The sequence below is a fragment of the Megasphaera cerevisiae DSM 20462 genome (assembly GCF_001045675.1).
Classification (GTDB): Bacteria; Bacillota; Negativicutes; order Veillonellales; family Megasphaeraceae; genus Megasphaera; species Megasphaera cerevisiae.
Genome location: NZ_LEKT01000009.1, coordinates 56,671 through 72,102, shown reverse-complemented (window position 1 = coordinate 72,102; position 15,432 = coordinate 56,671). Strand labels below are relative to the sequence as shown.

Genomic DNA, 15,432 nt, shown 5'->3' with positions numbered 1-15,432 from the left:
GTATAAAGGAGATAAAAATATGCTAAATGGAATGATTATCGATGCGGAAGATAATGTCGGAGTAGCCATTGAATCGATAAAAAAAGGAGAAGTGATTAGGTATGTCAATGGCAATAAGAAAATTGATGAAATAGAAGCGATCGAAGACCTTCAAATTTATCATAAATTTGCTATTTATGATATTGCTAAAGATCAACCCATTATAAAGTATGGTCAGCACATTGGCCACGCAGCAAGGCCTATTATGAAAGGGGAACATGTTCATGTCCATAATGTAAAAAGTGTTCGAGAAGATTTACAACATAGGGGGGAATGAAAAATGAATTTTTATGGATACAAACGCCCGGATGGGCGGATTGGAATTCGTAATCACGTGTTAATTTTGCCAGCTAGTGTGTGTGCTTCGGATACTACGAGAATTATTTCACAACAGGTCGGCGGAACTGTCACCTTTAATAATCAAAATGGTTGTTCGCAGGTACCGTCTGATCAACAGTTTACGATGGATGTGATGGCTGGATTTGCTGCTAATCCGAATATTTATGGAACGGTTGTGGTTTCGTTGGGCTGTGAAAACTGTCAAATGGACTTAGTCGTAAAAGCGATTAAAGAACACACGAATAAGCCTATTAAGCAGGTCATTATTCAAGAAGCCGGCGGTACGATTAAAGCCGTTGAGCAAGCGGTACGATATGCGAAGGAAATGGTGCAGGAAGCCAGTATGGTACAACGTGAAAAATTTGATATTTCGCATCTCATCGTAGGCACGAATTGCGGTGGCTCAGATCCTACTTCGGGATTGGCATCTAATCCAGTCGTAGGGGAACTTAGTGATAGATTGGTGGATTTGGGATCCACTTCTATTTTGAGCGAAACGACAGAATTTATTGGTGCCGAGCATATTTTGGCTAAGCGAGCTAAAAATGAAGAAGTACGTCAGCGTATTTTTGATATTGTCAATAGATATGAAAAAGCGTTACAGCTTGTTGGTGAAGAAGTACGGGAAGGCAATCCGTCGCCTGGAAATAAAGCAGGAGGGCTCACTACTCTGGAAGAAAAATCATTGGGATGTATTCATAAAGGCGGACATCGTGTTATTAATGCCGTATATGATTATGCAAAGCAAATAGATGAAAAAGGGCTGGTCATTATGGATACACCTGGCAATGACTTTTCTTCTGTTGCAGGAATGGTAGCAGGAGGCTGTCAAGTTGTTGCTTTTACGACTGGCCGCGGTAATGTGATGGGAAATCCTATTGTTCCGGTTATCAAGATTACAGGAAATAAAATTACGTATGCCAATATGGAAGATAATATGGATTTTAATGCCAGTCCATTAATTTATGGTGAAAAAACTGTGGAAAAGCTGGGTGAAGAACTATTGAATAAAACCATAGAAACAGCGAATGGCAAGCAAACGAAATCAGAAGTATTAGGATATATGGAAATTGCAATTGCGCGTGTTTGTAATTATGTATAAAGCATAAGGAGGAGACTATTCAGTGAAAAAAGCGGAATATTTAACGCCTGTTATTACGGCATTTGATAAACAAGGAAATATTGATGATCAGGCAAACAAGGCTGTGTATGATTATCTTATTCATAGTGGTATGGATGGAATTGTTGTGATGGGGAGCACTGGTGAGTTTTTTGCCATGACAATAGAACAAAGAAAGCATTTGATTGATCTGGCGGTTTCACACATCAGGAAGCGGGTTACCTGTTATGTTGGAACGGGCTGTATGAGTGTGCAGGAAACAATTGATTTGTCTAATTATGCCCTGCAGGCAGGGGCTGATGCTGTTATGATTATTGGCCCTTACTATTTTTCGATGGGTGAACGGCAGATTGAATCCTATTATGACCAAATTGTTCCTTACATAAACGGCCCTATTTTTATATATAACTATCCAGGTGGCTCTGGATATGATATGACACCTGCGGTTACAGTTACATTACTGCGAAAATATCAAAATATCATTGGCTATAAAGATACTGTTGATACATTCAGTCATACCCGAAGCATTATTGAAGCGGTAAAAAATGAATTTCCTGATTTCATTATCTATTCCGGATTTGATGAAAACATGGTGCATACTATGTTGAGTGGTGGTAATGGATGTATTGGAGGACTGTCAAATATCGCTCCGGAGCTATGTGCGGCTTGGGTAAAGGCGATTAATAATACAGATGTAACTGCCATAGAACAATGTCAAAAGAAGATTAATGCTTTAATGCCTTTCTATACGATTGATGAACCGTTTATACCTGCTATGAAAAAGGCCATGATGCTGCGCGGCTTGGATATTTCTGAACATTGTATTGAATTTGCTCCAGTTACACCGGAACAAATAAGACAAATTGAAGTTATTTTAAAAACACTTGGATAAAATAAAATATGATAAAAATTGGAGCATGTCAGATATGATAAGGAAAGAAGGTTTTAAATTATGGATGACAACGTGATAAAAAAATTGTGTCAGGATATTCCGGTTCCTAAGATGGTAAAGATAAAACAACACTTTAATTCAGAATACATTGCATCAGAGCACCTTCCTATCGTTGTTTGGGAACAGCTGCAGCAGGAAGATATTTCTTCACAGATCAAATCCGGAATGTCTATTGCCATTACCTGCGGCAGCAGAGGCGTTGCGAACATTGATATTATTATCAAAGCTATTGTTGAATATGTAAAACAAAAAGGCGGACATCCTTTTATTTTTCCGGCTATGGGAAGTCACGGCGGAGCAACAGCAGAAGGACAACTTCAAATTGTTAATGGATATGGGGTAACAGAAGCGGCGATGGGCTGTCCTATTAAGGCGTCTATGGAGACCAAGAAAATTGGCATAACTGATGATGGGCGTCCTGTATTTATTGATAAATATGCGGCAGAAGCAGATGGCATCATTTTAGTCGGCCGCATTAAGGCACATACGCAATTTGTTGGCCCTTATGAAAGTGGTCTTATGAAAATGGCCGTGATTGGCATGGGGAAACAGCATGGGGCGGAAGGGGTGCATGAGCAGGGATTCAGCAATATGGCAGAAAATTTGCAGCGCTACGGCAAGATTATCCTGAAAAATACACCTGTTATATGCGGTGTAGGATCTATTGAAAATGCGTATGATCAGACCTACAAAATTGTAGCGCTTACGCCAGAAGAAATTTTAAGACAAGAGCCGGATTTGCTCAAAGAAGCCAAGAATATTATGGGTCATATTCTTATTGATGATGCCGATGTGCTTATTGTAGATGAAATTGGAAAAAATATTAGTGGTGATGGTATGGATCCCAATGTTTCAGGAACGTTGCCGAAGGAAACTGGAGTTCCCCGGGGAGCGGACGGTTCTGAACCGCGGATAGGAAATTTTCATGCTAAACGTGTTATTGTTTTGGACTTAACAGAAGAAACACATGGCAATGCGAATGGATTAGGCTTGGCTGATGTGACCACACAGCGCTGCGTTGATAAAATTATTAACGAAATGGCGTATCCGAATGCGATTACCTCCACGCTTTTGGAAATGGTGAAATTGCCCTTTTATACTTCCAATGATAAATTAGCGATTCAGACGGCTATTAAAACCTGTGCAGGCGCAGATAAGAAATATCCTCGCATTATACGTATAAAAAATACAATGGAGATTCAAGAAATTGAAGTATCAGAAATCTTACTTCCTGAAGTAGAAGCACATGAGCAATTGGAAGTCATTGGAACATTGGCGCCCATGCAATTTGATGATAAAGGCAATTTATTTTAATGGATAGGATGTGAGTATATGACGGAAATGATTAGAAAGATACCAGAAAAAAGATGGATACGTATTATTCCTCCCACGATTTTAGTATATATTTTTGGTTTCATGGATCGGACAAACATTGGTTTTGCTATGGCTGGCGGCATGAATGAAGCCTTGCAGATGACGGCAACGCTTTCGGGATTGGCGGCGGGGATTTTCTTTATTGGCTATATGGTATTACAGGTTCCAGGGGGGGCGTTGGCTCAAGCTGGTCATGCCAAAAAATTTATTGCTGTATCTATATTGGCATGGAGTCTGATGTGTGTGCTGTTAGGGTTTGTTGATACGGCGACACATCTGCTGATTCTTCGCTTCCTTATTGGCGTAGCTGAAGGCGGTGTGTGGCCGGCCATTCTGGTTGTTATTAGTCACTGGTTCCCAGCAGATGAACGTGGTCGGGCTAATTCATATTTTATTATGAATATAGCCATTGCGTCTATTATTACAGGGCCTATTTCCGGATATCTGGTTACCGAATATGGCTGGCGTTCTGTATTTATTGTTGAAGGACTTATTTCCTTTTTGTTGATTTTTGTTTGGTGGCCGATGATTAGTGAGCATCCGGCTGAGGCAAAATGGATATCCAAAGAAGAAAGGGAGTATCTAGAAACAAAGCTATCGGCAGAACAAAATGAATTAAATGAAGAGGTCGGCGGTTCTGTGTCGCTTGGAACTATTTTTGGTAGTTTAAATATGTGGAAGTTGATTCTTATTTACTTTGCCTATCAAACCGGAATTTATGGATTTGCTATGTGGCTGCCTACGATTATTCGCGATTTGACTTCTTCAGGAATGACTAGTACTGGCTTTCTTTCGACACTTCCTTATTTTGCCTGTATTGCGGGCTTATACATCTTTGGACATCTTTCAGATAAAAGTGGGAATCGTAAAAAGTATGTTGCGTTACCTTTATTAGGCTTTGCTGCCTGTTTTCTGGCTTCTGCTTTTTTAAAAGAATATACATGGGTATCGTTTGCTTTTCTGGTAGGGTGTGGCTTGTTTTTGCAATGTGCATCCGGCATTTTCTGGACTATTCCAACCATGTTATTTCCTGCAAAAGTTGCTGGCGGCAGTTTAGGCATTATTAATGCACTTGGCAATTTAGGTGGTTTTGTTGGCCCCTTTATTGTTGGCTGGCTTACTACACAGTTTATGTCCGTTTTTGCAGGAATTTATTTTTTAGCAGCTATGTTGTTGCTTGGGTTTTTGATTACCCTTACGCTGCCTAAAAAGACAGAAGGTAAAGAGTAATTAATGCATTTGTAATAGGGACGTGTTATTTGCATGCCAAAATAGAAGGCTGTTTTATTAAATCCCGTGATAATAGTCTCCTGCTTTGAGTATGCCATGAAAGGGTGAGTGAAATGTCTGTCAGAGAATTATATACTAATGAGCCTGAAAACATATATGATATTATGACTCATGCCGAAGGGCCTGCTGGTAAATTACCGCTTACGCCAGAGCTATTAAAGACATTGCCAAGCGGAAATATTTTTGGTATGACCATCAATGCTGGTATGGGATGGGAGCCGGATACACTGGCCAATGGAGATGTACTAATTATTGGTACCAATGGCGGTATTCATACGACCGATGGAAAAACCGTTGCCGTGGGACTGCATCAGGGACATTTTGAATTAGATATTCAGATGACGGAAGCGGCGGATGAGATCAAGCATATGGGATTGGTTCCTCATGCTGCTTTTGTTACGGATCCCTGTGATGGACGTTCTCAGGGGACTACCGGAATGTTTGATTCTCTGCCTTATCGTAATGATGCTGCCATTGTCATGAGGCGTCTGATTCGGTCTATTCCAACACGTAAAGCTGTTATTGGCGCAGCGTCTTGTGATAAAGGATTACCGGCCATGATGATGGCGTTAGCTAGTATGCATGATATGTCCACCATCTTAATTCCCGGAGGTTCGACGCTGATGCCTAAGCAGGGTGAAGATTTAGGAACGGTACAAACTATTGGGGTTCGGTATGCCAATGGCGAACTTTCGTTGGAGGAAGCTGTCCGGGTAGGCTGTAGCTCTTGTGCAAGTGCTGGCGGTGGGTGTCAATTTTTGGGAACTGCCGGAACGTCTCAGGTTATTGCGGAAGGACTTGGATTATCATTGACACATTCTGCTTTAGCGCCGTCAGGGGAATTGATTTGGAAGGATTTAGCCAGAAAATCTGCTTTAGCAGCAATGGCAATGGAAAAAATGCACATTTATACTAAAAATATATTGACTGATAAGGCAATTGAAAATGCAATGATGATTCATGCAGCCTTTGGTGGTTCTACGAATTTATTGCTTCATTTACCGGCCATTGCTTTTGCAGCCGGCTGTAAGCGCCCTGCTGTTCAAGATTGGGCTCGCATCAACAAGGAAGTTCCTCGGTTGGTAAGCGTACTTCCTATGGGGCCAGTGAATTATCCTACGGTAGATGTTTTCCTGGCCGGCGGGGTACCAGAAGTCATGCTTCATTTACGCGAATTAGGTCTTTTACATGAAGATGTTATGACTGTTACTGGCAGTACATTAGGGGAAAATCTTGACTGGTGGAAGGATTCTGAACGGAGAGACTCTTGCCGGAAACGGCTGCAAAAAGTAGATAATCTGGATCCGGATGAGGTGATTTTCTCACCAGAGAAAGCAAGGGCAAAGGGAATTGGGTCTACAGTCACGTTTCCTGTTGGTAATATAGCACCGGAGGGATCTGTTGTTAAATCTACAGCGATAGATCCTAGTGTAATATCCAGTGATAAGGTTTTTAGACATACAGCAAAAGTCAAAGTATTTACGTCAGAAAAAGCTGCGATTGCAGCATTAAAAGAAAAAGGAAGAATACAAGCGGGCGATATTATGGTCGTTATGGGTGGCGGTCCATTAGGTACTGGAATGGAGGAAACCTATCAATTGACGTCAGCTTTAAAGAACCTTTCTTTTGGCAAGCATGTTTCTCTTATTACAGATGCTCGTTTTTCCGGTGTATCAACCGGCGCTTGTTTTGGTCATGTAGGTCCTGAAGCCTTAGCGGGTGGTCCTATTGGCAAATTAAGAGATGGTGATATTGTAGAGATTGTTGTGGATACCATAAATCTGGAGGGAAGTCTCAATTTTATTGGTACGGAAGAAAACAAGCTAACATATGAAGAAGGCGCAACAGAGTTAGCAAGACGAGAAACAAATCCCAAGGTACGGCCTGATGCGGATTTACCAGATGATACACGCTTATGGGCAGCGTTGCAGGATGTAAGCGGTGGTGCATGGAATGGTTCTGTGTATGATGTGGATCAAATCATCAAGGTATTAAAAGCGGGAAAGAGATTTTTGGGATTAGAACATAATACTGGAATGAGGTGAGTTGTGTGGAACAATCCAATAAACCGACAAAAGTAAGATGGATGGTATTTGCGTCGTTATTTGCTTTGTGTACAGTCAACTATATTGACCGGGCAGTTATTTCAATTTGTATGCCTGCCATTGAAGAAGAACTTCACTTTGGACCCGAACTGGTGGGAATTATTTTAAGTGCATTTTTTTGGGGATATACGGTGATGCAAATCCCAGCTGGGTGGTTTGCTGATCGATTTGGACCAGGGAAGACCATTCTTGGATCTGGTTTATTATGGGGCACATTTCAAATTATTACGGGATTTCTTCATAGCAGTACTGCGTTTATGGCAGTACGGGCACTGTTGGGGGCGTCTGAAGCACCTATTTATCCTGCCAGCAGCAAACTTCAATCTGTGTGGTTAACTAAAAATGAAAGAACTCGTGGGGCTGCTATTGTTGATGCTGGCTCTCCGTTGGGAACCGCTATTGGAGGACCTCTGATTGTTGCTTTTTTAGCTTGGTTTGGCGGCTGGCGGGGGGCGTTGATGGGAGCCGGCCTTTTGACTGCGCTTATTGTCCTTTTGTGTTATCCTTTTGTGCATGCTGATCCAGATACCAGCAAAAGGATCAATAAAGAGGAACGAGAGTATATTCAATCAGCGTTGAAAGAAGAATATGAAGGCGGCAGTGGTACTAATAAAAAACATTCTATTGGACTAGTCAGATATTTGAAAAGCTTCACCTTTTGGGGCATGACATTGGGGTTTATTTGTTATGATTGTTTCTGGTATGGATTGATGACTTGGGGACCTATGTATTTGTCTCAAGTATTTAATGTTAATATTTTGAAAATTGGAACATCTATTTTTATTATTTTTGGTGTGGGAGTAATTGGTGAATTATTTGGAGGATTTTTGATTGACCATCTAAAAACTAAGGGCTTTGATTCTAATAAAGTTGTCAAATGGACATTGGGAATTTTAGGAATCCTTATGGCTATTTCCATGTATTTTTTAAGTAATGCAGCAACTATTGATTTAGCGATTGGGTATCTGTCTTTTGCGATGTTTTGTGAACGCTGGATTGGCTGTACGTTTTGGAGTATGCCTGCATCAATATCTCAGCGAGATGATGTAGGCATTGTAGCAGGAGCGATGAATACATTGGGGAATGTTGGGGGGGCAATTGTACCTATTTTGGTCGGTGTTATTGTAATGGCTACAGGAAGCTATTATTGGGCTATTATTTTGTTTTTGGCGTTTGCATTAGGCGTTAGCATATTTCCACTTATTATTAATTTGAATAAAAAAGTTGGAGAAGATGAAATGATACAGGGCGTATGTCGCTAAATAATATCAATGATGCGCCCAATATGCAGCATAATACCATCCGACGCATGCTTTTTAGGAGAGTAATATCGGCTGCAAGTCTTTGCTGTTTTTATGCTGTATAGATACCTGCTTGTATTTTGGGGGTAAAGTGTTTGAACTTTTGCAGCAAAGATAGCGCATTTATACGTCCTAATATCAATGATATTGTATATAAAATTCACTAATATATTTTTTTTAAATATATCAAATTAAAAGGCCAAGATAATCTCTTCTTAATTGGGATTTTCTTAGCCTTTTTTTATAGATACATTTTTCGCAGGCAAAATAAATATGAACCAATACAAGCATATAACTATGAATTAAGTGTATAAATTCACGTAAAACAATGCTTATAAATCATGAATAAAATCTTTCATTGACATTTATAATTTACCCATATATACTAAAAATAAGATACGTATATACGATTTAGAACGTATTTAAGAATAAGGAGGAGAAAAAATGAAAAGAAGTAAGCAAATTTTAGAGGGATTGCATAATCAATATTATCGGGCAACGTATAAATCTATGGGATTTTCCACAGATGATTTGAAACGGCCTATTATTGGAATTGCAAATGCTTGGAGTGAATGTGTTCCAGGGCATTTTAATTTGCGGCAGGTGGCACAACGAGTCAAAGATGGAATTTATCGAGCCGGAGGCACGCCTGTTGAATTTGGGACGATTGGTGGTTGTGATGGGTTTGCACAAGGGCATGATGGTATGCACTATATATTACCGTCTCGTGAATTGATTGCTGATTCCGTAGAATCAATGGCACAAATTAATTTGTTTGATGGGTTAGTGCTGTTGGGTTCTTGCGATAAGATTGTGCCTGGAATGCTAATGGCCGCAGCCCGATTGGATATCCCCTGTATTTTACTTCCCGGCGGCCCGATGGAAGGCGGTATTGTATTTGATGGGCGCAAATCAGATCAGACTTCGAGTGCAGAGGCGCTGGGAATGTTAAGTGCGAACAAGATCACAGAAGACGAGTATACGTTATTAGAAAATTTGTCTTGTCCAACTTGTGGTTCCTGTTCCTATCTTGGTACTGCGAATACCATGTGTTCTTTATCAGAGGCTTTAGGAATGACGTTGCCTGATGGTGGTGTTATTCCCGCTTATTCCGCAGCCCGATTAGCGATTGCTGAAGGTACGGGAATAAAAATTATGGAGCTCGTAGAAAAAAATATTACGGCACGGCAAATTATTACCAAGGGCAGTATCAGAAATGCCATTAAGGTTTGCCTGGCCATGAGTGGCAGTACGAATGCGGTTATGCATCTAACTGCGATTGCGAATGAAGCAGAAGTAGGGATGGATGTTCTTCAGGAATTTGATGAACTTTCCCGTAAAACTCCGCAATTGGCTAAAATTAATCCCGCATCTGAATATAATATGATTGATTTTTATCAGGCAGGCGGAGTAAGCAAATTACTGGAAGAAATGCACTCTCTTATGGATACCGGTGTAATGACTGTTACGGCACGTACGGTAATGGAAAACATTCAAGCTCATAAATATCAGTACCCAGGTAATGAAAATATTATAAAGTCTATAGATTCGCCTTTTGGATATGAAGGCGGCGTTGCTGTATTACGAGGAAATCTGGCTCCCGATACGGGGATCACTAAACCAGGTGCATTTGATAAGAGCTTGCGGCATTTTAAAGGAACCGCAATCTGTTTTAATTCAGAAGAGGCGGCCGAAGAAGCTATTTTAGCTGGAAAAGTTCATGATGGGCACGTTGTTGTAATCCGGTATGAAGGTCCTAAAGGCGGTCCGGGAATGCGCGAAATGTTTAAAGCTATGAAATACTTATATGGTCGCGGTTTGGCTAAAACGACTGCTTTAGTTACAGATGGGCGTTTCAGCGGCACGAATAACGGATGCTTTGTTGGGCATATATCCCCGGAAGCGGCAGAAGGCGGTCCCATTGCTATTGTTGAAAATGGCGATACTATTGAAATTGATGTAGAAAAGAGAAGTTTGGATTTACTTGTTAGTGAGGAAGAAATACAGAAGCGCTTAAAGAAATGGCAGCGGCCAGAACCGAAATTTAAACGAGGGTATTTGGGATTATATTGTAAGCTGGCTTCTTCGGGATCTAAAGGAGCGGTCTTAAATTATGACAAGATATAGAAGTCAGAGCATATTCATTACTGAATAAGCCGGCAAGATAAGATGGTTGATTATCAATATATTGTATGAGGAAAATGCATTATGGAAGAGTTTAAAGCAAGTGTGTTTAGAAAAGTTACATTGCGTCTTATCCCCTTTTTGGTATTAGCGTATCTGCTGAACTATGTGGACCGTGTTAATTTAGGATTTGCAGCATTAGAAATGAATAGAGATTTGGGACTGACAGCCACTACTTTTGGGTATGGTGCAGGAATATTATTTATTGGTTATTTTTTGTTTGGTGTACCTAGTAATATGGGACTGCAAAAATATGGCGCCAGGATTTGGCTGGGATTGTTATTGAGTGTATGGGGATGTATTGTTGTGGGAATGGCTTTTATAACTAATGTGACCGAATTTCTTGTTGTACGGTTTTTATTGGGTGCCGTAGAGGCTGGTTTTTTCCCCGGGGTTATTTTTTATTTAACAAAATGGTTTCCCGCAGCATATAGAGCTTCTATCACTTCACGATTTATGTTTGCTCAGCCATTGGCGTTAATGATAGGATCAGCTGTATCGGGATGGCTTTTAACCTTTGATGGCATGTTGAATATCGCGGGATGGCAATGGATGTTTATTCTTGAAGGAATTCCCACTATTATTGTTGGGATTATTGCATTCTACTATTTGACAGATAATCCGTTTAAAGCCAAGTGGTTAACGCAGGAAGAAAAAGACTTCTTGAATGGTGAATTAGAACGTGAAGCGCAGCAAATTGAATCCAAAGAAAAGGTTTCTATGTGGAAAGCGCTGTTGAATGTTAAAGTATGGATTTTGGCAATTATCTACGTATCACAGGTGATTGGTGTATATGGCGTAAATATGTGGCTGCCCCAAATTATTAAGTCATATGGAGATCTTTCAACGACCTCTATTGGTTTTATCAGTGCAGTTCCCTTTGTTGTAGCTGCTATCGGCATGTTGGCTATTGGCTGGAGTTCCGATAAACATCTGGAACGTAAATGGCATATGATTGGGGCGATGGTACTTGCTGGCGGATGCTTGGTATTGTGTGGTATTTTACAAGGTAATCTGTTTATTACTATTGCGCTTATTTCTATCAGTGCGATTGGCTTTTATGGATGCATGCCTGTATTTTGGACAATTCCCACTGGATTTTTGGTGGGCGGAGCCGCCGCTACTGGTATTGCATTTATCAATGCAGTTGGGAATTTGGGTGGATTTGTTGCGCCGATTACGATTGGATGGCTGAAAGATTATACGGGAAGTTTTACCAGCGGTCTATATTTTATGGGAGCGGCAGTATTATTAGGATGTTTGTTGTCTTTGGTGCTTTTTGCTGTATTTCAAAAAAAAGAAGAAGTAAAATAAGTTGACGCTATTGAAAGGAATGGATACATATATGACATATAATTCTATTACAGAATCAATCCTACAAGAATTAAAACATATTGTTGGTGATAAATATGCGACGACTGATGCGGATAAATTAGAAATTTATAAAACGGATGAAGAAGGAAACTCTATCTATTTTCATTATCCGGAAGTGGTTGTGTTTCCAGCATCTACAGAGGAGGTTGCCGCAGTTGTGAAATTGGCAAATACGTGTTTGATTCCTATTACGCCGCGCTCAGCTGGAACGGGACTATCCTGTGGGGCAATTCCGGTACATCATGGCATTGTGATGGAATTGGAACGAATGAATCAAATTATTGAAATGGATGCCGATAATTTGTTTTGTATCGTACAGCCAGGTGTGCGTACTGTGGATCTGCAACAAGCTGCAAAGGCAAAGGGATTATTGTATGCCGGTGATCCCTGCAGTGCTGAAAGCTGTCAAATCGGCGGTAACCTGGCAACCAATGCCGGCGGTAACAAGGCGGTTAAATATGGGACGACACGGCATCAAATTTACAGCCTTACTGTAGTTACTCCGCTAGGCGATGTTGTAAAAGTTGGCGCGCGTTTGGAAAAATGCAGCACGGGATATTGTTTGGAACAGTTAATCAGCGGGTCTGAAGGTACATTGGGTATCATTACGGAAGCGACATTAAAACTACGCACTTTGCCACCCTATTCTTTTGACATTGTTGCTATTTTTGATGATTCGTCGAAAGCATTGGCGTTGCCGAGAAGAATTTTGAAGGCCGGTATTGAACCTACGAGTATTGAATATATGGATAATCGGGCGATTGTCATTAGCGGTAACTTTATAAAGTGTGACTTGCCGCATGCCAAGAACGGAGGTGTGTATGATATTATCACGGTAGAAGCATACGACCAAGATGAATTAGATAAAAAAATGGAACAGTTGAGTGATTTATGTGATGAAGCCGGCGCAGTAGATGTGTTAATGGCGGATGATAGAATTTGGGAGGCACGAAAACAATTTGCAGATGCCTGTCGGGAACTTTGTCTGACGTGGGCAAGTTCGGATTATGTCGTGCCCTTGGACAAGATTATTAATGTTACGGCGGAATTGCCTGAAATTATGAGAAAACATAGTATTGATGGCGGCATTGTTGCACATATTGGGGATGGAAATATTCATGTCAATATTTTGAATACGCAAAATCAGGAACCGGAAAAATGGGCCCATACGTTGCATGCGTATGATGATGATATTTTTTCATTGGTGTACAAGTTGGGGGGCAAAATGTCAGGAGAACACGGTATCGGGTATAAAAAGAAGGACGCCTTTGAAAAGTTTACACCAGCAGGAGAATTAAAACTTATGAAATTATTGAAAAAAGCATGGGATCCGAATAATATCATGAACCCATCTAAAATTATTGATGTTGAGTGATGAAATATTGAGAAAATATATATTTTATTGCAATATGAATGTGAGGTATTAAGCATGAATACATTTAAAGAACGATTAAAAAACGGGGAGAAATTGTTTGGTCCATTTTTAAATATGAATTATCCTGCAGTTGTGGAAATTGCAGGACTTGCAGGGTTTGATTTTGTCATCATTGACAATGAACATGGAGAAATTCCTCTGGAAGCAACCGTGGATCTTATTCGAGCAGCCAAATTGGCACAAATACCAGCTATTGTCAGGGTGTATGAAGGCAATCCGGAACTTGTGGATAAGGCGTTAGATTTGGGTGCTGATGGAGTACAAATACCCAATATTGGTTCAAAGGAAGCTGCTGAAATTGCAGTGCAAGCTGCCAAGTTTGCTCCCATGGGGAATCGTGGCTGCAATCGTTTTGTACGAGCCGGGAAATATGGCAGTATTTCTAAAGAGAATTTTTTTGGCAGAGCCAATGATAAGACCGCAGTTGTGCTTCAGGTCGAAGGGCAGGATGGAGTACAGGCGTTGCCGGATATTCTTACTGTAAAAGGCGTTGACGTTTTGTTTGTTGGACCATATGACCTGTCGGCATCTTTGGGAATTCCAGGTCAAGTTGATCATCCTAAGGTTATTGAACAAATGGAACATATTATGGAACAGGCGGCAAAGGTCGGCGTGGCGATAGGCTTTTTTGTGGATGATGTACAAAAGGCCGTCGAATGGAGGAACCGGGGTGTCCAATATGTATCCTTTTCCAGTGATGTAGGAGAACTGTATGTACGCTTTAAAGAAAATGCAGATTACTTTAAAATGCATTAATTTGTAAAAAAAGAAGCGCAGAGGAAGTCTGAATGATATCATAACTTCCCTGCGCTTCTTTATATAGTTTATTAATTATTCAGCAGCAGAAATAAAAGAATTGACGAATAAATTATTATCTGTAATCCCTAAGCTTTGTAAATTATGCTCCAATGTTTCCTGAGCATAAAATAATGCTTGAATTGTTAAGCCTTTTTTTTCTTCAGTTAAGCGAAATGTAGGAATACTTACGCTGATTGCTGCAATAATTTTATTATTGTGTTTTATAGGAATGGCCAAACAGTTTAAGTCAAGGGAGCTCTCGCCGGATTCTTGGAAATAACCGTCTTGTTTAGAATGAGAACATTCTTCATATAATTGAGGTATGCTTTGGCATGTTTTTTCTGTCATCGCCTTCAAAGGTTCCTTATAAAGTGTGGTTAATTCTTCATAAGAATAGTCGCTGAGCAGTGCTTTTCCAATTGCGGTACTGTATGCAGGCAGTCGTTTGCCTACAAAAGAAACCAGTCGAATGGGTTCTGGTGAGTCTTCCTTTGCTAAATATAATATATCGCCATCCACTAATATTCCCAGTTGGCACACTTCTGATGTTTTGGCGACAATCTTTTTCATTTCGGTTTTAAAAACATCCAGCAGCGTAATATTTTTTAATGACGCAGATCCGATAAGAAACATACTGATACCGATGATATATTTACCGTCGTTTTTTTGTTCGATAAATTTTCTGTCCCGCAGCGTATGGATGATAGGAACAATTGTACTTTTGGGAACTTGTATTTGTGTTGCAATTTCTGTTAGGGTTAGTCCCTCGTCTTTGGAAGAAGCCAGAATTTGCATAATATCCAAAACGCGCAACGTAGGCTTGTGTTGTGAATACGCCATAAAATATCACTTCTTTCATTAATTTATACTGATATATACCGTTAATCTTGCTGGTAATAGTTTGGTCTTTATTCTTCAAATGAATTTAGTCTCATGAATTATACTATTACATATAATTATATAGTATTACTTGTATCTAGTCCAGATATTGGAACAACTATTTTCTGAATAGACTGCATGATTACACAAGAATATACGTTCCTATTAATGTATATAATTTCTTATAAATCAGAGATTGAATAATTTTATGATAGTTGAATACCAGCAGGGATAAATATAAA

Annotated in this window: 12 protein-coding genes; 11 read left to right on the top strand and 1 reads right to left on the bottom strand. The window is 40.1% G+C overall.

Going from position 1 to position 15,432, the window contains the following annotated elements; all coding sequences use genetic code 11:
• The 11 genes from AB840_RS04535 to AB840_RS04485 form a co-directional block, all read left to right on the top strand.
• Window positions 1–316 (top strand): UxaA family hydrolase (locus tag AB840_RS04535; RefSeq protein WP_236684546.1); only part of this gene is annotated, 316 nt, incomplete at its 5' end.
• Window positions 317–319: 3 nt separating this feature from the next.
• A complete protein-coding gene (locus tag AB840_RS04530) occupies window positions 320–1,480 on the top strand; it encodes a UxaA family hydrolase (RefSeq protein WP_048513646.1) in 1,161 nt (386 codons plus the stop codon).
• 22 nt (window positions 1,481–1,502) lie between these two features.
• Window positions 1,503–2,390, top strand: coding sequence for a dihydrodipicolinate synthase family protein (locus tag AB840_RS04525; RefSeq protein WP_048513645.1), 888 nt, complete (start codon window positions 1,503–1,505; stop codon window positions 2,388–2,390).
• Between the two features lie 60 nt (window positions 2,391–2,450).
• A complete protein-coding gene (locus tag AB840_RS04520) occupies window positions 2,451–3,764 on the top strand; it encodes a nickel pincer cofactor-dependent isomerase, group 22 (protein ID WP_048513644.1) in 1,314 nt (437 codons plus the stop codon).
• A gap of 18 nt (window positions 3,765–3,782) precedes the next feature.
• Window positions 3,783–5,054, top strand: coding sequence for an MFS transporter (locus tag AB840_RS04515; RefSeq protein WP_048513643.1), 1,272 nt, complete (start codon window positions 3,783–3,785; stop codon window positions 5,052–5,054).
• 113 nt (window positions 5,055–5,167) lie between these two features.
• Window positions 5,168–7,159, top strand: a complete 1,992-nt coding sequence (locus tag AB840_RS04510) for a YjhG/YagF family D-xylonate dehydratase (RefSeq protein ID WP_048513642.1) — start codon at window positions 5,168–5,170, stop codon at window positions 7,157–7,159.
• A gap of 5 nt (window positions 7,160–7,164) precedes the next feature.
• On the top strand, window positions 7,165–8,481 hold the full coding sequence (locus AB840_RS04505; RefSeq protein ID WP_200809883.1) for an MFS transporter: 1,317 nt from the start codon (window positions 7,165–7,167) through the stop codon (window positions 8,479–8,481).
• Between the two features lie 483 nt (window positions 8,482–8,964).
• The gene (gene ilvD, locus AB840_RS04500) at window positions 8,965–10,647 is read left to right on the top strand and encodes a dihydroxy-acid dehydratase (RefSeq protein WP_048513641.1); all 1,683 of its coding nucleotides are present in this window, start codon (window positions 8,965–8,967) and stop codon (window positions 10,645–10,647) included.
• An 81-nt stretch (window positions 10,648–10,728) separates the two neighbouring features.
• A complete protein-coding gene (locus tag AB840_RS04495; RefSeq protein ID WP_048513640.1) occupies window positions 10,729–12,018 on the top strand; it encodes an MFS transporter in 1,290 nt (429 codons plus the stop codon).
• 31 nt (window positions 12,019–12,049) lie between these two features.
• The gene (locus tag AB840_RS04490; RefSeq protein ID WP_234984831.1) at window positions 12,050–13,453 is read left to right on the top strand and encodes an FAD-binding oxidoreductase; all 1,404 of its coding nucleotides are present in this window, start codon (window positions 12,050–12,052) and stop codon (window positions 13,451–13,453) included.
• Between the two features lie 54 nt (window positions 13,454–13,507).
• The gene (locus AB840_RS04485) at window positions 13,508–14,269 is read left to right on the top strand and encodes an HpcH/HpaI aldolase family protein (protein WP_048513639.1); all 762 of its coding nucleotides are present in this window, start codon (window positions 13,508–13,510) and stop codon (window positions 14,267–14,269) included.
• A gap of 75 nt (window positions 14,270–14,344) precedes the next feature.
• Here the strand turns inward: AB840_RS04485 and AB840_RS04480 are convergent, their stop codons facing one another.
• Window positions 14,345–15,151 (bottom strand): IclR family transcriptional regulator, encoded by an 807-nt coding sequence (locus AB840_RS04480; protein WP_048513638.1) that lies wholly within the window; start codon window positions 15,149–15,151, stop codon window positions 14,345–14,347.
• Between the last annotated feature and the right edge of the window lie 281 nt (window positions 15,152–15,432).